The sequence below is a fragment of the Micrococcus sp. EYE_212 genome (genome assembly GCF_023147585.1).
In the GTDB taxonomy this organism is placed as follows: domain Bacteria; phylum Actinomycetota; class Actinomycetes; order Actinomycetales; family Micrococcaceae; genus Micrococcus.
Genome location: NZ_JAHXOZ010000003.1, coordinates 190,216 through 213,315, shown reverse-complemented (window position 1 = coordinate 213,315; position 23,100 = coordinate 190,216). Strand labels below are relative to the sequence as shown.

The window sequence follows — 23,100 nt, the reverse complement described above, 5'->3', positions numbered from 1 at the left end:
CCCGCGCGCCGCCGCGCGCTCCCCGGACCCGGCACCCGGCCCGGCGCCCCCCCCCGGGCCGGGGGGGCCCGCGACGGGCGTCTCAGCCCTCGAACCCGTGCTCCGGCGCCGGGAACGAGCCCTCGAGCACGTCCGCGCGGAAGGCGCGCACCGCCTCGCCCATGACCGCGTGCAGCTGCGCGTACTGCTTCACGAACCGGGGCATGCGCCCCTCACGCAGGCCGAGCATGTCCTGCGACACGAGCACCTGGCCCGTGGTCCCCGGCCCCGCCCCGATGCCCACGGTGGGCACGCGCACCGCGGCGTCGACGGCGGCGGCCACGTCCGAGGGCACCATCTCCATGAGCACGGCGAAGGCGCCCGCCTCCTCGAGTGCCCGTGCTGACGCGGTCATGCGCTCGACGGCCCCCTCGCCGCGGCCCTGCACGCGGTAGCCCCCGAGGACGTGCTCGGACTGCGGGGTGAAGCCGATGTGCGCCATCACGGGGACGCCGGCCGCGGTCAGCGCGGCGACGTGCTCGGCGAAGCGTTCGTCGCCCTCCATCTTGACGGCCGCCACACCCGCCTCCTTCATGAGGCGCACGCCCGCGGCCACCGCCTGCTGCGGGGAGGCCTCGTAGGAGCCGAACGGCAGGTCGGCGACCACGAGCGCGCGCGTCGCTCCGCGCACCACGGCCGCGGAGAAGAGCACCATCTCGTCGAGGGTCACGGGCAGGGTGGAGGGATGGCCGAGGACCGTGTTGCCCACCGAGTCGCCCACCAGGAGCACCTCGACGCCGGCCTCGTCGAAGAGCGCGGCCGTCATCGCGTCGTAGGCCGTGAGCATCGCGAAGCGCCGGCCCTCGTCCTTCGCGCGCTGCAGGTGCACCGTGCGCCAGCGCGCGGGCGGGCCGGCTGACGCGGGCGCGGCGCCGCCGTAGGGGGCCGGGGACTCGGGGGCGGGCGTGGCGGAGGGGGTGGCGGACATGCCCCGGAGTCTACGGCGGGCGTGGATAGAGTGGGCGGCATGGATCGTCAGCAGGATGTCGTGCTCCGCACCATCGAGGACCGGGACGTGCGCTTCGTGCGCCTCTGGTTCACCGACGTGGTGGGCACCCTCAAGTCCGTCGCCCTCGCCCCCGCCGAGGTGGAGTCCGCGTTCACGGAGGGCCTCGGCTTCGACGGCTCCTCGATCGACGGCTACACCCGCATCTCCGAGTCGGACATGCTCCTGCAGCCGGACCCGGCCACCTTCACCATCCTCCCGTGGCGGGGGGAGCAGGGGCAGACCTCCCGCATGTTCTGCGACCTCCTCACCCCGGACGGCGCCCCCGCCCCGGCCGACCCCCGCCACGCCCTGCGGCGCGTGCTGGAGAAGGCCTCGGACATGGGCTTCAGCTGCTACACGCACCCGGAGATCGAGTTCTACCTGCTCAAGAGCTCGGAGCTCGGCCCGGACGGCCAGCCCCAGCCGGTGGACACCGCCGGGTACTTCGACCACGTGCCCGGGGGAGAGGCGCAGGACTTCCGGCGCGACGCCGTCACCATGCTCGAGGAGATGGGCATCTCGGTGGAGTTCAGCCACCACGAGAACGGGCCGGGCCAGAACGAGATCGACCTGCGCGCCGCGGACGCCCTGACCACCGCGGACAACATCATGACCTTCCGCACCGTGGTCAAGGAGGTGGCCGCGCAGCAGGGCAGCTACGCCACGTTCATGCCGAAGCCGTTCGCGCTGCACCCGGGCTCGGGCATGCACACCCACTTCTCCCTGTTCGAGGGGGACGCCAACGCGTTCTACGACCCGGCGGACGAGTTCCGGCTCTCCAGGACGGGCCGCAGCTTCATCGCGGGCCTGCTGCGGCACTCCGAGGAGATCAGCGCCGTCACCCACCAGTTCGTGAACTCGTACAAGCGCCTGTGGGGCGGGGGCGAGGCCCCCTCGTACGTGTCCTGGGGCCACAACAACCGCTCGGCGCTCGTCCGCGTGCCCCTCTACAAGCCGGACAAGGCCGGTTCGGCCCGCATCGAGTACCGCGGGATCGACGCCTCCGCCAACCCCTACCTCACCTACGCGCTGCTGCTCGCGGCCGGGCTGAAGGGCATCGAGGAGGGCTACGAGCTGCCGGAGCCGGCCTCGGACGACGTGAGCGCCCTGAGCCCCCACGAGCGCCGCGTGCTGGGCCACACCCCGCTGCCCGGCACGCTCCACGACGCCCTGCGGCTGGCCGAGGACTCCGAGTTCGTGGCCTCCGTGCTCGGCGAGCACGTGTTCGACGCGTTCCTGCGCCACAAGCGCCAGGAGTGGGACGACTACCGCGTCGAGGTCACCCCCTACGAGCTGCGCCGCTACCTCAGCGCCCTCTGAGGCCGACGATGCCGACCCTGCCCCCGTCCGGCAGCCCCCACCGCCGCGCCCTGACGCGCGCGGGTGTGCAGGCCGTGCCCCGCGCCGTCGGCCTCCTCGAGTCCCCCGAGCTCCAGGGGGTGGACGTGGGACCGCTCGTGGACGTGCTCTGCCACGCCGCGGACCCGGACCGGGCCCTGCTGCTCTGGGTGCGCCTGGCCGATCGCGAGCCCCGCGTCCACACCGCGCTGGCCGACCCGGACCACGCGACGCGCCTCGTCCGCCTGCTCGGCGCCTCCGACGCCCTGGGCGAGTTCCTCATCCGGTGCCCCGAGCACCTCGACCTCGTGCTGGACCCGGAGGCCGCGGCTGCCACGGCCCCCGCCCTCACCGGCCTCGAGCACGGGGACGGGCCGGACACCGCCCCGGGCGAGGACCTGCGCCGCCTGCTGCTCGCGGCCGTCGAGGCGGACCCGGACGCCGAGCGGCCCTGCGCCGGGCTCACGGGGGCGGACGCCGCCGTCGCGCTGCGCCGGGCGTACCGCCGCCAGCTCACCGCGATCGCGCTCGCGGACCTCGCCGCGCCCGACCCGTCCGCCGTGATGCCGGCCGTCGGCGCGTGGCTGGCCGACCTGGCCGGTGCGGCGATCGACGCCGCCCTCGCCGTCTCCCGCGCCGAGCTGGTCGCTCGCGACGGGGATGCCGCCCGCGGAGTCGAGCTCGCCGTCATCGGGATGGGCAAGTGCGGGGCGCGCGAGCTGAACTACGTGTCCGACGTCGACGTGGTGTTCGTGCACGACGTGGCCGAGGACGCCGCGCCCGTCGGCGGCGCCGCCTCCGTGGCGGCCGAGCTGGCCGCAGGGATCTCGCGCGTCATCACCGGCGCCGCCCCCGAGCCGGGCCTGTGGGAGGTGGACGCGAACCTCCGCCCCGAGGGCAAGGACGGCGCGCTCAGCCGCACCGTGGACTCCCACGTGGAGTACTACCGCCGCTGGGCGCACGGCTGGGAGTTCCAGGCCCTGCTCAAGGCCCGCCCGATCGCCGGCTCCCGCGCCCTCGGCGAGCGCTACGTGGAGGCCGTGTGGCCGCGCGTGTGGGAGTCCTCCGCGCGGGAGGGGTTCGTGGACGCCGTCCGCGCGATGCGCCGGCGCGTGCTGGACACGATCGCGCCCGCCGAGCGGGACCGGGAGATCAAGCTCGGCGCCGGCGGGCTGCGCGACGTCGAGTTCACCGCCCAGCTGCTGCAGCTGGTGCACGGCCGCGCGGACGAGTCCGTGCGGGTGCGGGGCACCCTCGACGCCGTGGCAGCCCTCCACGCTGCCTCCTACATGAGCACCGCGGACGCCGCCGCGTTCGAGGAGCACTACCGCTGGCTGCGTGCCCTCGAGCACCGCATCCAGCTCGTGCACCTGCGCCGCACCCACCTCCTGCCGGCCAAGGACGACGCCCTGCGCGTGATCGCCCGCTCGCTGCGCGGCGCGGGGCGCACGGAGCCCGCCGCGGCCGAGGGCCTGAGGGAGCGCTTCGGAGCCGTCCGCCGCCACGTGCGCTCGCTCCACGAGACGGTGTTCTACCGTCCCCTGCTCTCCACCACGGCGGCGCTCTCCGACGACGAGGTGCGCCTCTCCGCGGACGCGGTGCGCGAACGTCTCGCCGCCCTCGGCTACCGCGACCCGAAGGGCGCCCTGCGCCACATCGAGGCGCTCACGCAGGGCGTCTCCCGACGCGCGGCCATCCAGCGCCAGCTGCTGCCGGCCATGCTGGGCTGGTTCGCCGACGGGCCCGACCCCGACGCGGGGCTGCTCGCCTTCCGGCGCCTCTCCGAGGCCCTCGGCACCTCGCCGTGGTTCCTGCGCATGCTGCGGGACTCGGGGGAGGCTGCCCGGCGCGTGTGCCTCGTGCTGGCCGGCTCGCGGTTCGTCGGCGACCTCCTCGAGCACGCCCCCGAGTCGGTGGCGTGGGTCGGGGAGGACCGTGAGCTGGAGCCCCGCGGCTCCGCGACGCTGTGGCGGCAGGTCGCCGCGCGCCTGGACCGGCACGGCGACGACGGGTCCCCCGCCCAGTCGATCCGCCACGTCCGGCAGATCCGCCAGCGCGAGATCCTGCGGGTGGCGCTCGCGGACATGTCCGGGCAGCTCGGCCTCGAGACGATCGGGGCGGCACTCGCCGACATCGACCAGGTGGCCGTCGCCGGGGCGCTGCGCGTGGCCGTGCACGCCGCCACGCAGGGGCAGGAGCCCCTCACCGACGTCGTGGTGGTGGCCATGGGCCGCCAGGGCGGACGCGAGATCATGTACGGCTCCGACCTCGACGCGATGTTCGTGCACCGCCCGCGGCCGGGAGCGGACGACGAGGCCGCCGGTGCCCAGGCGGAGGCGGTGGCCCGCCACGTGGTCTCCCTGCTGAAGCAGCCGGCGGCGCCGCCCCTGCCGGGGGAGAGGCCGCTCGAGGTGGACGCGGACCTGCGCCCCGAGGGGCGGCAGGGCCCGCTCGTGCGCACCCTGGACTCGTACCGGGAGTACTACCGCCGCTGGGCGGAGGTGTGGGAGCGGCAGGCGCTGCTGCGCGCCCGGCCCGTGGCCGGGGACGACGGGCTGGCCGACGAGTACCGCCGCTGGGCGGACTCCGTGCGCCACGCCCAGGGTCTCACCGACGCCGACGCCCGCGAGATCCGCCGCATCAAGGCGCGCGTGGAGGCCGAGCGCCTGCCCCGCGGCGCCGACCCGGCCCGGCACGTCAAGCTCGGCCGCGGAGGGCTCTCCGACGTGGAGTGGCTCGTGCAGTCCCTGCAGCTGCGCCACGCGCCCGAGGTCGAGGACCTGCGTGTGACCTCGACCCTGCCCGCCCTGCGGGCCCTCGCCCGGCACGGCCTGCTCCCCGACGCCGAGGCCGGCGTGCTCGAGGAGGCCTGGCTCCTGGCCAGCCGCATCCGCGCCGCCACGGTGCTGTGGAGCGGCAAGCCCGGGGACGTGCTGCCCACGAACGCGCGCGACCTGGCCGCGATCGCCCGCCTCAGCGGGGCGGACGGCAACGTGGGCCCCACGGCGTTCGAGGAGCGCTACCTGCGGGTCACCCGGCAGGCCCGCTCCGTGTTCGAGACGCGGTTCTACGGGCTCTGACCGGAGCGCCCGGGCTCAGCCGCGGACCACGTGCTCGCCCAGGATCCGCAGCGTGCGCTCGCGCACGGCTGGGTCCGGGGCCGCCGTCGTGACGATCACCTCGTCGGCCTGCACACCGGCGGCGAAGTCCCGCAGCCAGGCGGCCACGGTCTCGCCCGTGCCCACGGCGGTGCGCGCGAGCATGCCGAGCACCTGCTCGCCGGCGGGGGAGTCGAGCAGCATCTCGACCTCGTCGTCGCCGAGGGTGCGGCCGCGGCCGAGCATCATGCGGATGCGGTCGCGCTTGGCCCGCTCCCACTGTGCCTGCGCCTCCTCCTCGGTGTCTGCCGCGATCACGTTCGCGGCGGCGATGAAGTGGGGCTCGGCCAGGTCGGCCGAGGGCTGGAAGTGCTCGCGGTAGACCCGAGCGGCGTGCTCGAGCATCTGCGGGGCGAAGTGGCTCGCGAACGCGTACCCCAGGCCGAGGCGGGCGGCCAGCTGGGCGCCGAACGCAGAGGAGCCCAGGATGTACAGCGGCACGTCGGTGCCCTTGCCCGGGTACGCGTCGATCCCGGGGATCCGGCTCTCGCCCTTCAGGTAGCCCTGCAGCTCCAGGACGTCCTGCGGGAAGTGCTCGGCGGCATCGGGCGAGCGCCGCAGGGCCTGGAGCGTGCGCTGGTCGGTGCCGGGGGCGCGGCCGAGGCCGAGGTCGATGCGGCCCGGGTGGAGCTCGGCCAGCGTGCCGAACTGCTCCGCGATCACCAGCGGGGAGTGGTTGGGCAGCATGACGCCGCCGCTGCCCAGGCGGATGGTGCTCGTCCGGGCGGCCACGTGGGCGATCAGCACGGACGTCGCCGACGAGGCGATCGCGGGCATGTTGTGGTGCTCTGCGTACCAGACACGGCGGAAGCCCTCCTCCTCGGCCACGCTCGCCAGGCGCACCGACTGCGCGATGGCCTCGCCGGCCCCCTCGCCGGGGCGGGCCACGGCGAGGTCCAGGAGGGACAGCGGGAGGGGTGTGGGGTCAGGCGTCTCGGTCATGGTGCTCCTCGGTCGGCAGGCGGGCAGTGCTCTCCCCTCGTGAAGCGTCCGCGGGGGCCCGGCTATTCCAGCGGTGCCCCGCCCCGTGCTCCACGTCTCAGGCCGCGTGCTGCACGCCCGGTGCCGCCCTCCCCGGGCACGACGCCGGCCGGCCGCCTCCCTGGGGGAGACGACCGGCCGGCGTCGTGGACCGCGCGGAGGCGCGGGTCAGCAGGAGTAGTACAGCTCGAACTCGTAGGGGTTCGGCCGCAGCGAGAGCGGAGTGAGCTCCTTCTCCCGCTTGTAGTCGATCCAGGTGCGGATGATCTCCTCGGTGAACACGTCACCGGCGAGGAGGAACTCGTGGTCCTCCTCGAGCGCGGCGAGCGCCTCCTCGAGGCTCGTGGGCGCCTTCTGGATGTCCGCGGCCTCCTCCGGGGGCAGCTCGTAGAGGTCCTTGTCGATCGGCTCGGCCGGCTCGATGCGGTTGCGGATGCCGTCCAGGCCGGCCATCAGCTGCGCGGCGAACGCGAGGTAGGGGTTGCCCGAGGCGTCCGGGGCGCGGAACTCGAGGCGCTTGGCCTTCGGGTTGGAGCCGGTGATCGGGATGCGGATGCCCGCGGAGCGGTTGCCCTGCGAGTAGACCATCGAGACCGGGGCCTCGTAGCCGGGCACGAGGCGGCGGTAGGAGTTCACCGTCGGGTTGGTGAACGCCAGCACGGCGGAGGCGTGGTGCAGCAGGCCGCCGATGTACCAGCGCGCGGTGTCCGAGAGGTTGGCGTAGCCCTTCTCGTCGTAGAACAGCGGCTCGCCGCCCATCCACAGCGACTGGTGGCAGTGCATGCCCGAGCCGGCCTCGCCGAAGACCGGCTTCGGCATGAAGGTGGCGGACTTGCCGAACATGTCGGCGACGTTCTTCACGACGTACTTGAACTTCAGCAGGTCGTCCGCGGAGTGGGTGAGGGTGTTGAACCGGTAGTTGATCTCCGCCTGGCCGGCCGAGCCCACCTCGTGGTGGGAGCGCTCCACCGTCAGGCCCACCTCGGCGAGCATCGTGCAGATCTCGTCCCGCAGGTCGGCCTGCTTGTCCGTGGGGGAGACGGGGAAGTAGCCGCCCTGCTTGGGCGTCTTGTAGCCGAGGTTGCCGCCCTCCTCCACGCGGTTGGTGTTCCAGTAGGCCTCCTCGGAGTCCACGGCGTAGGAGGCGCCGCGCGCGGAGGACTCCCAGCGCACGTCGTCGAACACGTGGAACTCGGCCTCGGGGGCGAAGAACGCGGTGTCCGCGATGCCCGTGGAGGTGAGGTAGGCCTCGGCGCGCTGGGCCACGCCGCGGGGGTCGCGGCGGTAGGGCTCGCCGGTGCGGGGGTTCACGATGGAGAAGTTCATGGCGAGCGTCTTGCGCACGCGGAACGGGTCCAGGTAGGCGGTCTCCACATCCGGGATGAGCTGCATGTCGGACTCGGCCAGGCCGGCGAAGCCGCGGATGGAGGAGCCGTCGAACAGCTGGCCCGTGACGAAGAAGTCCTCGTCCACGGAGGAGGCGGGGACGTTGAAGTGGTGCTGCATGCCCGGCAGATCGGTGAAGCGGATGTCGACGAACTCGACACCCTCCTGCTCGATGTACGCGAGGACTTCTGCGGGGGAGGTGAACACGGTTCTCTCCTGGCCTTCCTGGGACGGAACGGGGGCGCCGGCAGACACCCGGGCCCGCCGGCCGACGCCCTCCAGACTACTCAGGGGGCGACGTTCCAGCGTAGCCAGAGACTCTTCGTGACTGCTGTGACGCGCCGGGCGACGACTACGCTGGAGGGGTGGCACACCGAGCGACCGACCCCCCTGACCGGCCCGACGAGTCCCGGCGCGGCGCCGGAGACCGCGCCGAGCCGCTCATCACGCGTGCGGACCTCGCGGGGTGGGTGGACGGTCCGGGCGGTGGCCGCGCGGCGGGGCGGTGGCCCGGCGACCTCCTCGGCCTCCCCCAGCGCGGTCCGGCCTCCATGGCGACGGCCGCCCGCCGATTCGGGGCGCTGTGCATCGACTGGGCGCTCGCCCTCGTCGTCTCGAACCTCGTGTTCGGCGGTGAGGCGATCGCCACGCTGCTCGTCTTCGCGGTGATGCACGTCGTCGGGATCTCCCTGCTGGCCACCACCGTGGGCAAGGCCCTGCTGCGCACCCAGGTGGTGCGCGTGGGCGGCCGCACCGCGCCCGTCCACCGCGTCCTCGTCCGGACGGTCCTGCTGTGCCTCGTGCTGCCCGCCGTCGTGGTGGACCCCGATGGGCGCGGCATGCATGACCGCGTGGCGGGCACCGTCGAGATCCGCATGTGAGCGCGCCGAGACGCGACAGGGGCGGCCCACCGTGCTGGTGGGCCGCCCCTGTCGCGTCCGGTCCGGACGTGGCACCGAGCGGGCCTCAGCGGCCGCGCATGCCTCGGCGGTCGGCGCGGGCGCGCATCGGGTCGATCCCCTTGGGGATCGGAGGGCGGGAGGTGTTCAGGGCGGACAGGCGCTTGTCGATCGCGCTGACCTCCTGGTCGGTGAGCGTCTTCTTCATGGACTTCAGCGTCTTGGGCACGAGGTGCAGGGGCGTCTGGCCCTCCCCGTTGCCGGCCTGCACCACGTGCACGGGCACGTTGGGCAGGAAGCGCTCGAGGCTGCGCTCCTCCTTGGCCAGCAGCTTCGCCAGGCGCGGGGCGGGGCCCTCGGTGACGAGCACGACGCCGGGGCGGCCGATCGCGCGGTACACGACGTCCTGGGTCTTCGGGTTCACGGCCACGGGCTGCTCGGGCACGATCCAGCCGCGGCGCAGCGTGGACAGGGCGGCGCCGACGGATCCGGGACGTCCCTCGAGCTGGGCGAACATGGCCCGCTCCGCGAGGCGGTTCATCACGATCACCGCGGCGAGCACGCCGAAGGGGATGGCGATCAGCAGCCACGTGATCCAGTTGTGCAGCAGCAGGCCGATGACCAGGCCCACCACCAGCGCGGCCGAGAAGGCCAGCGCCATCCACAGCACGACCTTCGGGTTGTGCTGGCGGGTCATGGCGAAGACCTGCTTGAGCTGCGTGAGGATGCCGGGGCCGCCGGAGGAGCGCTTGCGCCGGCGGTCCGCCTTCGCGTCCACCTTCATCTGGCGGCGCCGCTCGCGCTGCATGGCCTTGACCTCCTTGAGGGAGGTGGATCCGGCGGAGGGCGAGGGGGTCTGCGTGTTCTTGGCCATAGCGGGGTCCAGTCTACCGGGGCCGGATCAGGACATCCGCGCGACGACGGCCGAGGCCTCCTGGCGCGCGGTCCGCTCGCCGGCGAGGTGGGTGAGGTTCGCGGGCAGCGTGCGGCCGAGGCGCTCCATGGCCTGCGCGTAGAGCTTCCCGGCGCGGTAGGAGGAGCGCACGAGGGGGCCGGCCATGACGCCCGTGAAGCCGATCTGCTCGGCGCGCTCCGACCACTGCACGAACTCGGTGGGCTTCACCCAGCGGTCGATCGGGTGGTGGAGCTTGGACGGGCGCACGTACTGCGTGATCGTGATGATGTCGCAGCCGGCCTCGTGGAGGTCCACGAGCGCCTGGTCGATCTCCTCGTCCGTCTCGCCCATGCCCAGGATGAGGTTGGACTTCGTCACCAGCTCGTCCGCCTTGGCCATCGTCAGGACGCGGAGGGACTTCTCGTACGTGAAGGCGGGACGGATGCGCTTGAAGATGCGCGGCACGGTCTCCAGGTTGTGGGCGAAGACCTCCGGGCGGGCGTCGAAGACCTGCTGCACGAGCGCGGGGACCGCCCCGAAGTCCGGGGGCAGGATCTCGACGCCGGTCCCGGGGTTCAGCTCGTGGATGCGCCGGATGGTCTCCGCGTAGAGCCACGCGGCGCCGTCCTTCTGGTCGTCGCGAGCCACGCCCGTGACGGTGGCATAGCGCAGGTCCATCTCCCGGATGTTCTCGGCGACCTTGAGCGGCTCGTCCATGTCCAGGGGGAGAGGACGGCCCGAGGCGATGTCGCAGAAGTCGCAGCGCCGGGTGCAGATGTCGCCGCCGATGAGGAACGTGGCCTCGCGGTCCTCCCAGCACTCGAAGATGTTGGGGCAGCCGGCCTCCTCGCACACGGTGTGCAGGCCGGAGCCCTTCACCTTGTTCTTCAGGGAGATGTACTCCGGGCCCATGTGCACCTTGGCCTTGGTCCACTCGGGCTTGCGCTCCACGGGGACCTCGGCGTTGCGGGCCTCGACGCGCAGCAGGCGGCGTCCTTCGGGTGCGGTGCTCATGCGGTGGGTCCTTCCGTGGGGGTGACGGCGATGTACCGGGGACCGAGCTCCTCCAGGTGGCGGGTGAGCACGGGGACGACGTCGGCCGGCGTGATGGTCCGGCCCGTCTCCTCGGTGAGCGTGGTGGTGGCGGCGTCGGCGATGCCGCACGCGATGATGCCCGCGTAGGGGGCGAGGGAGTTGGAGCAGTTCAGGGAGAAGCCGTGGGTGGACACGCCGTCGTGGATGGCCAGGCCGATGGCGCCGAGCTTGCGGTCCGGGCGCGCCGCGCCGTCGGCGTCCGTGTCGCTGAGGACCCAGATGCCGGCCCGGCCGTCCACGCGGACGGCGGTGACGCCGTACTCGGCGGCCGTGCGGATCAGCAGCTCCTCCAGGAACCACACGTAGTCCTTCACGTGCGCGCTGTCCTTCAGGCGCACCACGGGGTAGCCGACCAGCTGGCCGGGGCCGTGCCACGTGATCTTCCCGCCGCGGTCCACGTCCACCACGGGGGCGCCGTCGGCGGGACGCTCGTGGTCCTCGGTGCGGCGGCCCGCGGTGTACACCGGGGCGTGCTCGAGGAGCAGGAACTCGCCCTCCGAGCGGCCGGCGACGACGTCGTCGTGGAGCGACTTCTGGCGGTCCCATGCCGCGTGGTAGTCGACGAGGCCAGGGGCCAGGCCGAGCACGCGCAGGGGAGGGAGGAGGGGGTCGGACATGCCGTCCACTGTATCCCTCGGGCCCCGGGAGCCGGACGCGGAGGAACGGGTCCGCCTCGGCCTGTGGACAACCCGGATCGCGGGTCCTGGAGGAGGCACGATGGTGGCGGGGGCCGGAGGAGGCCCTCCCGGGCGCCTGTCGGAGGCGGTCGGAGGGATCGGGAGGGGAGCGCGCGATGGGGGCGCACGGAGGGGGCGAGGGGCCCGAGGCTCGGCACGGGCGCCTGGATCCCGCGGGAGCGGAGCCGGGGACGGCGCCGGAGGACGCGGCCGAGGGCGGCGCTCCCCGGGTCCCCGGCTGGGAGGCCGTGCGGCTGCTGGGCGAGGGGTCCCAGGCTCGCGTGTGGCTGGTCCGGGACGCCGCCGGGGGCGAGGCCGCCCTCAAGGTGCCCCGCTCCCCGGCCGCGGGGGATTCGCTCTCGGCGGAGGCGGCTGCCCTCGCGCACGTGCGGCATCCGCACCTCGTCGCCGTGCTGGGAACCGTGCCGACGGACCAGGGCACGGGCATGCTGAGCGAGCATCGGCCTGCGGGCTCGCTCGCGGACCTCGTGCGCGAGGCCGGGCCGCTCACCCCGGGCCAGGCGGTGACCGTCCTCGTGCCCATGGCCCAGGCCCTGGCCCGGCTGCACGAGCACGGGATCGTCCACGGGGACGTCTCCCCGGGCAACGTGCTCTTCGGCGTGGACGGCAGCCCGGCCCTCGCGGACCTCGGGGTGGCGCGCGTCGTCGGGGGAGCCCAGGGTGTCGGCGGCACGCCCGGGTTCGCGGCGCCCGAGGTGCTGCGGGCGCTGCAGGAGGCGGAGGCGCCGGCGGGCGGGGAGCGGGCCGCTGCGCCGGACCCGCTCACCGCCGCGTCGGACGTGTTCTCGTGGGCGGCCCTCGGGTGGTTCGCGCTGACCGGCCGGGCGCCCGGGCCCCACGGCAGCCGGGCGCCGCTGCCCGTGCTCGTGCCGGAGGTCCCCCCGGAGCTCGCGATCCTGCTGGACGCGGCGCTCGACCCCGACCCCGCGGGCAGGCCGAGCGCCCTGGAGGGCGCCTCCGCCGCCTACGCGGCCGCCGCTCCGGAGCCCGTTCCCCTTCACGAGGCGGCTCCGATCGAGGTGGCCCACCTGCTGCCCACGCTCCTGCCCGGCGGCGGAGGGCCGGGCACGAGGCGCGGACGGCGGAGGCGGACCGGGGGCCGAGGTGCGGTGGGCCGGCGAGGCCGACGGGCGCCTGGACCGGCCGTGGGACTCGCGGCGGGGGCCGTCGCGCTCCTGGCGGGGCTGGCCGTGGCGGGCGCCGTGCTGCACCGGACCGCGGACGGCCCCGCGGACGGCCCCGCGGCCGGGGAGGGACAGGGACCGGCGGCGCCGACGGCGCCGTCGGCGCCGGCGAGTGCCGCCCCCGCGTCGGGCACCCCGCCCTCGTCGAGTACGCCCGGCCGGCCGCCGGACGCTGCGGCGTCGTCCACCCGGCACGGGGTGTCGGGGGAGGCCTCCGGGGAGGCGCCCGGGGACCCGTCCACCGGCACCGAGGCCTCGGCCCGCCCGGAGGAGCTGTCGGAGGACGCCGTCGCGCTCGAGGAGGTCCTGGCGGGGGTGGGCCGCTCGCGGACGGCCGCGCTCGAGGACCCGCGGGCGGAGCGGCTGGAGGCCTACGCCGTGCCGGGCAGTCCCGCGTGGCGCAGGGACGCCGCGGTGCAGCGGGACTTAGCCGGCGGCGGCTACGCGTTCGCCGGGCTCACGGTGTCCGTGGAGCCGGACGGGGCCGCCGAGGTCGAGGGGGATGCGCTGCGGGTGCCGGCCCGGATCGTCACGAGTGCGCACGCGGTGCAGGACGGCGCCGGCGCCGTCGTCGGGGACGTGGAGGAGCGAGACGAGGCCGTGGAGCTGACCCTGCGCGCGGACGGGACGCGGTGGCGCGTGGAACGGGTGGACCCTCGCTGAGCCGTCCGGGGACGGGGAACGCCGTGTGCCCCGAGGATCTCTCCTCGGGGCACACGGCGTGAACGCGGCTCAGCCGCAGAGGCGGATCAGTGCCAGAGCAGCGCGATCAGCATGTTGACCAGGCCCAGGCCGCCCACGGCGTGGGCCAGGCCGGTGGGCACGGCCTCGCCGCGGTTGAGGCGGCGCCGACCCAGCAGGGCGGCCACGAACACGATGACGCCGATCAGGAACTTGATCCCCAGCTTCATGTGGTTCGGGTCCTCCCACGTGGCCATGGCCACGCCGAAGAGCGCGATGCCCGTGAGGATCATGCCGATCGAGCCGATCCACTGCGAGGCGGTCACGGTGGGGTTGCGGAAGTGGGCGAACCAGCCGCCCACGATCGCCGCGGCCGAGACCACGTGGATCGTCACCAGGATGGTGGTCAGGACGTCCATGACGGTCCCCTCAGAGGCCGAGCTCGGGAGCGAACTCGCCGGCCTCGAGGCGCTGCTTGAGCGTCTGGAGGAAGCGTCCGGCGTCCGCGCCGTCCACGAGGCGGTGATCGTAGGTCAGGGACAGGTACATCATGTGGCGGATGGCGATGGTGTCGTTGCCGTCGGCGTCGGCCACCACCATCGGGCGCTTCACGATCGCACCGGTGCCCAGGATGCCCACCTGCGGCTGGTTGATGATCGGCGTGTCGAACAGGGCGCCCACGGAGCCGATGTTGGTGATGGAGAAGGTGCCGCCCGAGAGCTCGTCCGCGGAGATCTTGTTGGTCCGGGTGCGCTCGGCCACGTCCGCGATCTTCTGCGCGATGCCCGTCAGGTTCAGCGAGCCGGTGTCCTTGATGACGGGCACCAGGAGGCCCTTCTCGGTGTCCACCGCGATCGCGATGTCCTCCGAGGAGTGGTAGGTGATCTCCTTGTTGTCCTCGGAGAAGGACGCGTTCAGCTTGGGGTGCTGCTTGAGCGCCTCGGCCACGGCCTTCGTGATGAACGGCAGGTAGGTGAGCTTGACGCCCGACTGCTGCTGGAAGGAGGACTTCGCCTTGGCGCGCAGCTGCACGATGCGGGTCATGTCCACCTCGTGCACCTGGGTCAGCTGCGTCGAGAGGTCCAGGGACTCGCGCATGCGCTGGGCGATGACCTGGCGGATGCGCGGGGCCTTCTCGGTCTCGCCGCGGACCGAGGGGTCCACGGAGGACGCGGCGGCCTGCGGGGCCGAAGAGGCGGCCGGGGTGGCGGACTCGGCGGGGGCAGTGGCCTCGTCACCGGAGGACTTCTTGGCGAGCGAGGCCGCCAGGACGTCCTGCTTGCGGATGCGGCCGCCCACGCCGGTGCCGCGCACCGTGGAGAGGTCGACGTCGTTCTGGTGCGCCAGGCGGCGGACCAGCGGGGTGACGTAGCCCTGGCCGGGCTCGGTCGCGGAGGGCTCGGCCTTCGCCTCGCCGGACTCCTTCGCCGAGGACTCCTGCTCGATCGCCTTCTCGGAGGCGGACTCCTCGGGGGCCTCGGCGGCGGGCTCGGTGCCGGCGTCCTCGGCGGCCTCCTCGGTCTCGGTCGGGACCGCGGCCTCGGTGGCGGCGTCCTCGATCTCCTCCGGGGTGGCCTCGTCCCCGGCGGGGGAGGCGTCCGACGAGGCGTCCGACGAGGGCTGCGAGCCGCCGGCGGAGCCGGAGCCCACGAGCGCCAGCACGGCGCCGACCTCGACGGTCTCGTCCTCCTGGGCCTTGATCTCCACCAGGGTGCCGGCCACGGGGGACGGGATCTCGGTGTCGACCTTGTCCGTGGAGACCTCGAGCAGCGGCTCGTCGACCTCCACGTCGTCGCCGACCTCCTTGAGCCAGCGGGTGACGGTGCCCTCGGTGACGGACTCGCCCAGGGCGGGGAGGGTCACCTCGGTGGCCTCGCCGGCCTGGTCGCCGGAGGACTGCTGGTCCGCCTCGGTGCTGGCGCGCTCCTCGGGAGCGGGCTCACCGGCGGGCTCCTGCTGCTGCTCGTCCTCCTGGGCCTCCTCGACGGCCGGCTCCTCGGCCTCGGCGGGCTCCTCGGACGGGGCGTCGTCGGACTGCATGGAGCCGGAGCCGTCGCCGATGGTCGCCAGCGGGGCGCCGACCTCGACGGTCTCGTCCTCGTCGGCCAGGATCTCCTCGAGCACGCCGGCCACGGGGGACGGGATCTCGGTGTCGACCTTGTCGGTGGAGATCTCCACCAGGGGCTCGTCGACGGCGACCTCGTCGCCGACGGCCTTCAGCCAGCGGGTCACGGTTCCTTCGGTGACGGACTCACCGAGGGCGGGCAGGTTCACGGTTTCGGACATGGGACCGTCTCTCCTCACGGGGGTGGCGCGGCGGCTGCGGATCGCCGCCGCGCCGGGGTGGGTGGGTGGGACCGTCGGACGGCCCCGTCAAGGGTCTGGCTCGGTCGGTCAGCCGTGCAGCGGGTGGCCGAACAGGGCCATCGCGGCCTCGCCGAGCGACTCGTTCTGCGTCGGGTGGGCGTGCACGAACTGGGCGACATCCTCCGGGTAGGCCTCCCAGTTCACGATGAGCTGCGCCTCGCCGATCTGCTCGCTGACGCGCTTGCCCACGCCGTGGACGCCGACGATGGGGCCGTTCTTCTGGCGCACCAGCTTGATGATGCCGCCGGTGCCGAGGATGGAGGACTTGCCGTTGCCGGCCAGGTTGTACTCCGCGACCTCGACGTTGTCCTTGCCGAACTTCTCCTCGGCCTTGGGCTGGGAGTAGCCTACGGACATGATCTCGGGATCGGTGAAGGTGACCTTCGGGATGTTGATGTCCTCGACGACCATCGGGGTGTTGCCCGCGATCTCCTCGGCGACGAAGATGCCCTGCTGGTAGCCGCGATGCGCGAGCTGCAGGCCGGGCACGATGTCGCCGACGGCGTAGATGTTGCCCACGCCGGTGTGGAGGCGCTCGTTCGTGATGACGAAGCCGCGGTCCAGGGTGATGCCCTGCTCCTCGAAGCCGAGGCCTTCGGTGTTCGGGCCGCGGCCCACGGCGACGAGGCACACCTCGGCCTCGAACTCCTTGCCGTCGGCCAGGGTCACCTTGACGCCGGACTCGGTCTCCTCGACCTTGTCGAAGAAGGTGCCGAGGCTGCTCTTGATGCCGCGCTTCTTGAACTCGCGCTCCACGATCTTGATGATCGCGGGGTCCTCGTTGGCCACGAGGTTCTTCAGACCCTCGATGATGGTGACCTCCACGCCGAACGAGTTCCACAGGGAGGCGAACTCGGACCCGATGACGCCGCCGCCGAGCACGATGGCGGACTTGGGGGTGTAGTCCAGCTCCAGGGCCTCGGTGGAGGTCATGATCTTCTTGGAGATCGGCAGGCCCATCGTCTTCGAGACGGACCCGGAGGCCAGCACGATGTTCTTGGCCTTGTAGCGGGTGCCGTCGACCTCGATCTCGTCCTGGGAGACGAGCTTGCCCTCACCCTCGATGACCTGGACCTTGCGCATCTTCATGAGGCCGGTGAGGCCCTTGTGCTTGCCGGCGACGATGCCGTCCTTGTAGTCGCGCACCTTCGCCATGTCCACGGACTCGAGCGTGGCGTTGACGCCGAACTTCTCGGCGTGGCGGGTCTCGTCGGCCACCTCGGCGGCGTGGAGGTAGGCCTTCGTGGGGATGCAGCCCCAGTGGAGGCAGGTGCCGCCGAGCTTGGCCTTCTCGACCAGGCCGACGGTCATGCCGTACTGGACGGCCCGGAGGGCTGCCGCGTACCCGGCGGAGCCACCGCCGAGGACGAGGACGTCGAATTCCTGAGCGGTTGCCGAATCGGCCACTTGTCATGCTCCTTGTGCTGGGAGTGGGTGGAGCAGGGGATCCCTGCTGGTCACCGCCTCCCCGCCGGCCCGGCACAGAGCCGGGACCGGGACGGGGGACGGACGTCGGAGCCAACCTTACCCGGCGCGTCCTGCGATGAGACCAACCAGGGTGCGCACCATCACGCCGGTCGCGTCGCGGGGGGTGTAGCCGTGGGCAGCGGCGTCGTTGAAGGAGGGTCCGGCGATGTCGAGGTGGGCCCACGGGGTCGGGCTCTCGGCGCGCTCGGCGGCGTCGCGGCCGGCGTCGACGAACTCGCGCAGGAAGGCGGCGGCGGTCATCATCCCGCCGAACTTGTCGCCCATGTTCGAGAGGTCCGCCACGCGCGAGTCCAGCGAGGCGCGCTGGTTCTCCGGGATGGGCATGGCCCACGCCAGCTCGCCCACGCGGTCGGCCGCCGCCACGACCTCCGCGCACAGGGCCTCGTCCCCCATCACGCCGGTGTAGCGCGTGCCGAGGGCGACGAGCTGGGCGCCGGTCAGGGTGGCGATGTCCAGCACGGCGTCGGGGCGCTCGTCTGTGGCGGCGACGAGCGCGTCGGCCATCACGACGCGTCCCTCGGCGTCCGTGTTCATGATCTCCACGGTCTTGCCGCCGTACATGGTCACGACGTCGGAGGGGCGGATGGCGGTGTCCGAGGGCATGTTCTCCGCGAGGGCCAGCCAGCCCGTGACCTTCACGGGCAGCTGGAGGGCGGCCGCGGCGCGGACGACGGCGAACACGGTGGCGGCGCCGGCCATGTCCGACTTCATGGTCATCATGGAGGCGGCCGGCTTGAGGGAGATGCCGCCGGTGTCGAAGGTGATGCCCTTGCCCACGAGGGCGATGTGGGCGGCGGCGCCCTCCGGGGCGTGCTCGAGGCGCACGAGGCGCGGCGGACGGGAGGAGCCCTGGCCGATCGCCAGGATGCCGCCGAAGCCCTCGGCGGCCAGCCTCCCCTCGTCCCACACGGTGACGTCCACGGACGTCCCGGCCAGGTCCTGCTCCACCGCGTCCGCGAAGGTGGAGGGGTAGAGGTGTGAGGGGGCCGTGTTCACGAGGTCGCGCACGGCGCACACGGCGTCGCCCACGACGGCGGCGCGGCGCAGGGCGGGGCCGGCGACGTCCTCGCCCAGGTCGGTGACGACCTCGAGGGACCGCACCGGGCGGGAGCGGCGGGACTCCTCGCGGACGGTCTCGGACTTCAGGGCCGTGAACGCGTAGGCGCCCATCGCGGCGCCCTCCGCGACGGCGGCGAGGCGCTCCGCGGAGTCGGAGGGCAGGGCGAGGGCCACGGCGTCGGTGCCGGCCAGGGAGCGCACGGCGGCGCCGGCCGCGCGGCGCAGCGCCTCGGAGCTCACGCCGCCCTCCTCGTCCAGCGGGCCCACGCCCACGAGCACGAGCAGGGGCACGGGGGAGCCGCCGACGCCGGGGAGGCGGTGGACCTCGTCCGCGCCGCCGCGCACGCCCAACAGCTCGAGCGAGGCCTCGAGCGCGGTGGCCGCCTCGGCCGGCAGGGCATCCGTGAGCAGCAGCGGCCCGTCCGGTCCGGAACCCACCCCCACCACCAGGGCGGACGCGGTCACGTCCTCGAGGGTACGGGCGGTCAGGGACGGACGGTCCTGTGCGATCACGGTGGTGCCTCTTTCTCTTCTCGGCGGGGACTGCGGGACGGGTGGGCCGGCGACACCCGTGTGACGCGGCCCTCATCGGCCATCCTAGTCACGGCCCCGGCGGCCCCCTGGCCCCGCCGCGGTGGAATAGGGGAGGCCGTCGGGGAGGTTGACCCTGGCGGAGGCGGGGCCCGGGACCACGGGCGTCCGCCGCAGACCATCAGCAGGACGAGATCGAGCAGGACGAACCGGGAGGGCGCGCGGTGCAGGATCCCACGCAGCTGTACACACGTCACGACGGCGGGCCTGAGGGCGCCGCAGACCTGGCCGTCCCCCCGGGGCTGGGCATGCTGGTCGTGCTCACGGGCCACATGGACGCGGGTCGGGTTGCCCTCCAGGTGCGCTCGGCGCTGCGCGAGCACCTCACGCACCGGCTCGTCGCCGACTTCGACCTGGACCAGATGTTCGACTACCGGGCCCGCCGCCCGCGGCTGCGGTTCGAGCGGGACCGATACAGAGACCTGCGCATGCCCTCGCTGCGGGTCGAGGTGGTGGAGGACCTGATCGGCCACCCGTTCCTGCTGGTGGCCGGCCCCGAGCCGGACTTCCAGTGGGAGCGCTTCACCGCCGCGCTGCTCGGGCTCGCCGAGGAGTGGCAGGTGGACTCCCTCACCTTCCTCGACGCCGCCCCCATGCCGGTCCCGCACACCCGCCGTCTCGGGGTGACCACCCACGGCTCCCGCCAGGACGCCGTCGGCGGGCTCTCCACGTGGAGCCCTGAGGCGGACATCGTCTCCGGGGCGCTGCAGATGCTGGAGGTCCGCGCGCAGGAGGCCGGCATCCCCACGGCCGGGTACACCCTGCACGTGCCGCACTACCTCGGCGAGGCGGCCTTCCCCCAGGCGGCGGTGGCCGCACTCGAGTACGCGGGCGCCGCGCTGGGCCTCATGCTCCCCACGGACGAGCTGCGGGACGCCTCCCGGGAGATCGAGGCGGAGATCGAGCGGCAGGTGGCGGGCTCGGAGGAGGTCCGGTCCATGATCACGGGGCTCGAGAAGAACTTCGACCAGAACGCCGAGGACCAGGAGCGCTCCCTCCTGGAGACCGACGGGGGACTGCCCGACGGCGACGCGCTCGCCTCCGCCGTCGAGGCCTACCTCGCGGAGCGGGACGGGGCGGTGCACCCCTGGACGCGGACGGATCCTGCACAGGAGGACCGGCCCGGTCCGCCCTCCACCGATCCGAGCGACTGACCCCCGGCGGCGGGGGCGCCCGACCCAGGATCGGGCCATGGACCCTTGCACCCCCACCCCCACCCCCACCCTCGCCCCCGGCACCCTCTCCGCCCGCGGGGTGGACGACCTCCTCGGCTACGTGGGCCACGCCCTCGGCACCCTTCCCCGGCAGAGCCTCGTCCTCGTGACCCTCGAGCACCGCCTCCTGCGCGCCGTCGTGCGGGTGGACCTGCCGGGGCATGCCGACGCGCAGGGGCGCTGGGCGCGCACCGTGGCCGGCGTCTGCCGGCGGGACGCCCGGGCGACCGCCGTCCTGGCCCTGGTGCTCGACGCCTCGGCCGAGCCCGGCGCGGCCCCCGCGCCTCCATGGTGGCCGGCCCTCGAGGACGCCCTGTGCCGTGCGGACATCCCGGTGGCCGAGGCGTGGTGCAGCGCGGGTGAGCGGGCCTGGCCGTGGCCTCCCGGGCGGGGCACGGCGTCGCAGGCGCGCGCGGTCAGCCCTGAGTCCAGCGTCCTCTCCCTTCACCTGCTCGCCCAGGGTTCCGTGTGGGGCCTGCGGGACCGCGACGTCCTCGTGCCGCCGCCGCGACGGGCGGCGCCCGCCGACGCCCGGCGGTGGCCGGCGCCGGACCCACAGGACGCCGCCGGCCGGGCCGCCTGGCAGGACGCGTGGCGCACCGTGCTGCGCGGCGGGTGCGCGCAGGACCACGAGCTCCTCGCCGGGCCGCTCGTCCTCCCTGCCTGGCGCGACGCCCTCGTGGTCCTGGCGGCGTGCGGCCCGGACGCCGCCGCGGCCGACGGCGCCGCGCGGGAGCCGATCCTCACGGCCTCGACGCCGGAGCCGCCGGACTGGCGCTCCCTCGACCGCCTGTGGGAGGCGTGCCGGGGCATCGCGAGCACCGCCCCGGCACGCCACGCGGCCCAGGCGCTCGCGGTGGCGGCATGGGTCTCCTGGGCACGGGGCCACGGCTCCGCGGCGAGCGCGCACCTGGAGGCCGCCGAGGCGCTGGACCCGAGGGACCGCTTCGGCTCGGTGCTGCGGGCCGTCACGGGAGCGGGCCTGGTCGCGGGGTGGGCGACGTCCCCGGAGACCGCATGGCGGGCCGGTCCGCGGCGGTGACGCCCCGCGGGGCGTGGCCGGGGTGGGGGCCTGCCGCACCGTGCGACAATGGATCGGTTCAGCGCCGGTCGAGCCGCGCGGTCCGCCTCGGTGCGATCCGCGTGGAATAGACCCGGCCGCCTCGGTGTTGAGCACTCCAGGACCCTGCAGTCTGCGGGCCCGGGCGACGTCGTCGCCCGCGGCCGGGACTTGACAGGGTCACGTGTATATGGACTGCAGGGGATCCGCGCGCAGGCGCGGACCGACGGAAAGGCCACGAGTGACCACTTCGACGACCAGCGGAGCGCAGGACGGCCCGGAGACGACCGGCACCGGTGCGGCCAAGAAGGCCACCACCCGCACCCGGGCGAGCGGGACCGCCGCGAAGAAGACCACCGCCACGGCGAAGAAGACGGCCACGGCCCGAACGAGCACGGCAGCCACGAAGGCCGCCGCGACGAAGACGACCGCGGCCAAGACGACCGCGGCGAAGACGACCGCGGCCAAGACGACCGCGGCGAAGTCCGCTGCCGGCACGAAGTCGGCGGCAGGCGCGAAGTCCGCGACCGGCACCGCCAAGAGCACCGCCGCCAAGAAGTCGACGACCCGGTCCACCGCGGCGAAGACCGCCGGTGCGTCCAAGGCCACGGCCCCCACGGCGGCTGCGAAGGCCGCCTCCACGAAGGCGACGGCCGCCAAGGCCGCCGCCGCGAAGGCCGCCGACGCGGACGCCGAGGCGGAGACGGACGAGGCGGCCGTCGACGCCCGCGAGGAGACCGCCAAGGCCGACGCGGTGGGCCCGGAGGACGAGGCGCTGGCCGCCAAGGGCGACACCACCGCCGACGAGGACTCGGACGATGAGGACGCCGACGGCTCGGACGCGAACCAGGCGCCGGCCATGGCCCCCGAGTCCGTCACCGGCACCAAGGCGAGCGGCCCCGCCGTCGTCCGGGGCGCCTTCGTGGTGGACAACTCCGAGGACGACGCCCCGGTGCAGCAGGTCGTCGTGGCCGGCGCCACCGCCGACCCGGTGAAGGACTACCTGAAGCAGATCGGCAAGGTGGCCCTGCTGAACGCCGAGCAGGAGGTGGACCTCGCCATGCGCATCGAGGCCGGCCTGTACGCCGAGCACTGGCTCAAGGAGAACCCGGTGGACGACTACCGGGTGCGCCGCGACTACGAGCTGATCATCGCCGACGGCCGCCGCGCCAAGAACCACCTGCTCGAGGCGAACCTGCGCCTCGTCGTCTCGCTGGCCAAGCGCTACACCGGGCGCGGCATGCTCTTCCTGGACCTGATCCAGGAGGGCAACCTCGGCCTCATCCGCGCCGTGGAGAAGTTCGACTACACCAAGGGCTTCAAGTTCTCCACGTACGCCACGTGGTGGATCCGCCAGGCCATCACCCGCGCCATGGCGGACCAGGCTCGCACCATCCGCATCCCCGTGCACATGGTGGAGGTCATCAACAAGCTGGCCCGCGTGCAGCGCCAGATGCTCCAGGACCTGGGCCGCGAGCCCACCCCGGAGGAGCTCGCCAAGGAGCTGGACATGACCCCGGAGAAGGTCGTGGAGGTCCAGAAGTACGGCCGCGAGCCCATCTCCCTGCACACCCCCCTCGGCGAGGACGGCGACTCCGAGTTCGGCGACCTCATCGAGGACTCCGAGGCCGTCGTGCCCGCGGACGCCGTCTCCTTCACCCTGCTCCAGGAACAGCTGCACTCCGTGCTGGACACGCTCTCCGAGCGCGAGGCCGGCGTGGTCGCCATGCGCTTCGGCCTCACCGACGGCCAGCCCAAGACCCTGGACGAGATCGGCAAGGTCTACGGCGTGACGCGCGAGCGCATCCGCCAGATCGAGTCCAAGACCATGTCGAAGCTGCGCCACCCGTCCCGCTCGCAGGTGCTGCGGGACTACCTGGACTGATCGCGGGGAGGGCGGGTCCGACGCGGCCCGTCCCCCCACGCGGCGGAGGGCCGGGACACCGTCATGGTGCCCCGGCCCTCTGCCGTTCGGTTCG

Annotated in this window: 17 protein-coding genes; 7 read left to right on the top strand and 10 right to left on the bottom strand. The window is 73.8% G+C overall.

The window, feature by feature from the left end:
* Positions 1-82: 82 nt before the first annotated feature.
* Positions 83-967, bottom strand: coding sequence for a 3-methyl-2-oxobutanoate hydroxymethyltransferase (gene panB, locus KZX60_RS03685; protein ID WP_248115680.1), 885 nt, complete (start codon positions 965-967; stop codon positions 83-85).
* Positions 968-1,006: 39 nt separating this feature from the next.
* Here panB and glnA (KZX60_RS03680) point away from each other — a divergent pair, with 39 nt between their 5' ends.
* Together glnA (KZX60_RS03680) and KZX60_RS03675 are read left to right on the top strand one after the other, a co-directional pair.
* Positions 1,007-2,347: a type I glutamate--ammonia ligase gene (gene glnA / locus KZX60_RS03680; protein WP_248115679.1), complete on the top strand. Its 1,341-nt coding sequence runs from the start codon at positions 1,007-1,009 to the stop codon at positions 2,345-2,347.
* Positions 2,348-2,355: 8 nt separating this feature from the next.
* A complete protein-coding gene (locus KZX60_RS03675) occupies positions 2,356-5,445 on the top strand; it encodes a bifunctional [glutamine synthetase] adenylyltransferase/[glutamine synthetase]-adenylyl-L-tyrosine phosphorylase (RefSeq protein WP_248115678.1) in 3,090 nt (1,029 codons plus the stop codon).
* Positions 5,446-5,460: 15 nt separating this feature from the next.
* Here KZX60_RS03675 and KZX60_RS03670 read toward each other — a convergent pair whose 3' ends face one another.
* Positions 5,461-6,465, bottom strand: coding sequence for an LLM class flavin-dependent oxidoreductase (locus KZX60_RS03670; protein ID WP_248115677.1), 1,005 nt, complete (start codon positions 6,463-6,465; stop codon positions 5,461-5,463).
* 207 nt (positions 6,466-6,672) lie between these two features.
* Positions 6,673-8,097, bottom strand: coding sequence for a type I glutamate--ammonia ligase (gene glnA, locus KZX60_RS03665; RefSeq protein ID WP_248115676.1), 1,425 nt, complete (start codon positions 8,095-8,097; stop codon positions 6,673-6,675).
* Between the two features lie 158 nt (positions 8,098-8,255).
* Here glnA (KZX60_RS03665) and KZX60_RS03660 point away from each other — a divergent pair, with 158 nt between their 5' ends.
* Entirely contained in the window at positions 8,256-8,771 is a 516-nt protein-coding gene (locus tag KZX60_RS03660; protein WP_248115675.1) for an RDD family protein, read from the top strand.
* An 85-nt stretch (positions 8,772-8,856) separates the two neighbouring features.
* On the opposite strand, the gene KZX60_RS03655 is transcribed toward KZX60_RS03660, so the two are convergent.
* Genes KZX60_RS03655 through lipB form a run of 3 tightly spaced genes read right to left on the bottom strand, consistent with a single transcriptional unit; the run spans position 8,857 to position 11,396 of the window.
* Positions 8,857-9,663, bottom strand: a complete 807-nt coding sequence (locus tag KZX60_RS03655; protein ID WP_248115674.1) for a DUF4191 domain-containing protein — start codon at positions 9,661-9,663, stop codon at positions 8,857-8,859.
* A 27-nt stretch (positions 9,664-9,690) separates the two neighbouring features.
* On the bottom strand, positions 9,691-10,698 hold the full coding sequence (lipA, locus tag KZX60_RS03650) for a lipoyl synthase (protein WP_248115673.1): 1,008 nt from the start codon (positions 10,696-10,698) through the stop codon (positions 9,691-9,693).
* Positions 10,695-11,396, bottom strand: coding sequence for a lipoyl(octanoyl) transferase LipB (lipB, locus tag KZX60_RS03645; RefSeq protein WP_248115672.1), 702 nt, complete (start codon positions 11,394-11,396; stop codon positions 10,695-10,697). Before lipB ends, lipA begins: the two co-directional genes overlap by 4 nt.
* Before the next feature lie 176 nt (positions 11,397-11,572).
* Here lipB and KZX60_RS03640 point away from each other — a divergent pair, with 176 nt between their 5' ends.
* Positions 11,573-13,324: a serine/threonine-protein kinase gene (locus KZX60_RS03640; RefSeq protein WP_248115671.1), complete on the top strand. Its 1,752-nt coding sequence runs from the start codon at positions 11,573-11,575 to the stop codon at positions 13,322-13,324.
* A gap of 86 nt (positions 13,325-13,410) precedes the next feature.
* On the opposite strand, the gene KZX60_RS03635 is transcribed toward KZX60_RS03640, so the two are convergent.
* From KZX60_RS03635 to KZX60_RS03620, 4 genes are all read right to left on the bottom strand, one after another.
* On the bottom strand, positions 13,411-13,761 hold the full coding sequence (locus KZX60_RS03635; RefSeq protein ID WP_248115670.1) for a hypothetical protein: 351 nt from the start codon (positions 13,759-13,761) through the stop codon (positions 13,411-13,413).
* A gap of 10 nt (positions 13,762-13,771) precedes the next feature.
* A complete protein-coding gene (sucB, locus tag KZX60_RS03630) occupies positions 13,772-15,628 on the bottom strand; it encodes a 2-oxoglutarate dehydrogenase, E2 component, dihydrolipoamide succinyltransferase (RefSeq protein ID WP_248115669.1) in 1,857 nt (618 codons plus the stop codon).
* A gap of 108 nt (positions 15,629-15,736) precedes the next feature.
* Positions 15,737-17,116 (bottom strand): dihydrolipoyl dehydrogenase, encoded by a 1,380-nt coding sequence (gene lpdA, locus KZX60_RS03625; RefSeq protein WP_248115668.1) that lies wholly within the window; start codon positions 17,114-17,116, stop codon positions 15,737-15,739.
* Between the two features lie 117 nt (positions 17,117-17,233).
* A complete protein-coding gene (locus KZX60_RS03620; protein ID WP_248115667.1) occupies positions 17,234-18,769 on the bottom strand; it encodes a leucyl aminopeptidase in 1,536 nt (511 codons plus the stop codon).
* Between the two features lie 242 nt (positions 18,770-19,011).
* On the opposite strand from KZX60_RS03620, the gene KZX60_RS03615 reads away from it, so the two are divergent.
* The 3 genes from KZX60_RS03615 (at position 19,012) to KZX60_RS03605 (ending at position 23,006) form a co-directional block, all read left to right on the top strand.
* Complete coding sequence (locus KZX60_RS03615) at positions 19,012-20,001, top strand: PAC2 family protein (RefSeq protein ID WP_248115666.1); 990 nt, start codon at positions 19,012-19,014, stop codon at positions 19,999-20,001.
* A 37-nt stretch (positions 20,002-20,038) separates the two neighbouring features.
* Entirely contained in the window at positions 20,039-21,103 is a 1,065-nt protein-coding gene (locus KZX60_RS03610; RefSeq protein ID WP_248115665.1) for a DUF4192 family protein, read from the top strand.
* 208 nt (positions 21,104-21,311) lie between these two features.
* Positions 21,312-23,006, top strand: a complete 1,695-nt coding sequence (locus tag KZX60_RS03605) for an RNA polymerase sigma factor (protein ID WP_248115664.1) — start codon at positions 21,312-21,314, stop codon at positions 23,004-23,006.
* Positions 23,007-23,100 lie beyond the last annotated feature (94 nt).

Excerpts from the sequence above, each read along its gene's own strand:
- panB (WP_248115680.1), bottom strand. The coding sequence starts at position 967 with ATGTCCGCCACCCCCTCCGCCACGCCCGCCCCCGAGTCCCCGGCCCCC.
- glnA (WP_248115679.1), top strand. The coding sequence starts at position 1,007 with ATGGATCGTCAGCAGGATGTCGTGCTCCGCACCATCGAGGACCGGGAC.
- KZX60_RS03675 (WP_248115678.1), top strand. The coding sequence starts at position 2,356 with ATGCCGACCCTGCCCCCGTCCGGCAGCCCCCACCGCCGCGCCCTGACG.
- KZX60_RS03670 (WP_248115677.1), bottom strand. The coding sequence starts at position 6,465 with ATGACCGAGACGCCTGACCCCACACCCCTCCCGCTGTCCCTCCTGGAC.
- KZX60_RS03655 (WP_248115674.1), bottom strand. The coding sequence starts at position 9,663 with ATGGCCAAGAACACGCAGACCCCCTCGCCCTCCGCCGGATCCACCTCC.
- lipA (WP_248115673.1), bottom strand. The coding sequence starts at position 10,698 with ATGAGCACCGCACCCGAAGGACGCCGCCTGCTGCGCGTCGAGGCCCGC.
- lipB (WP_248115672.1), bottom strand. The coding sequence starts at position 11,396 with ATGTCCGACCCCCTCCTCCCTCCCCTGCGCGTGCTCGGCCTGGCCCCT.
- KZX60_RS03640 (WP_248115671.1), top strand. The coding sequence starts at position 11,573 with ATGGGGGCGCACGGAGGGGGCGAGGGGCCCGAGGCTCGGCACGGGCGC.
- KZX60_RS03635 (WP_248115670.1), bottom strand. The coding sequence starts at position 13,761 with ATGGACGTCCTGACCACCATCCTGGTGACGATCCACGTGGTCTCGGCC.
- sucB (WP_248115669.1), bottom strand. The coding sequence starts at position 15,628 with ATGTCCGAAACCGTGAACCTGCCCGCCCTCGGTGAGTCCGTCACCGAA.
- KZX60_RS03610 (WP_248115665.1), top strand. The coding sequence starts at position 20,039 with ATGGACCCTTGCACCCCCACCCCCACCCCCACCCTCGCCCCCGGCACC.
- KZX60_RS03605 (WP_248115664.1), top strand. The coding sequence starts at position 21,312 with ATGGACTGCAGGGGATCCGCGCGCAGGCGCGGACCGACGGAAAGGCCA.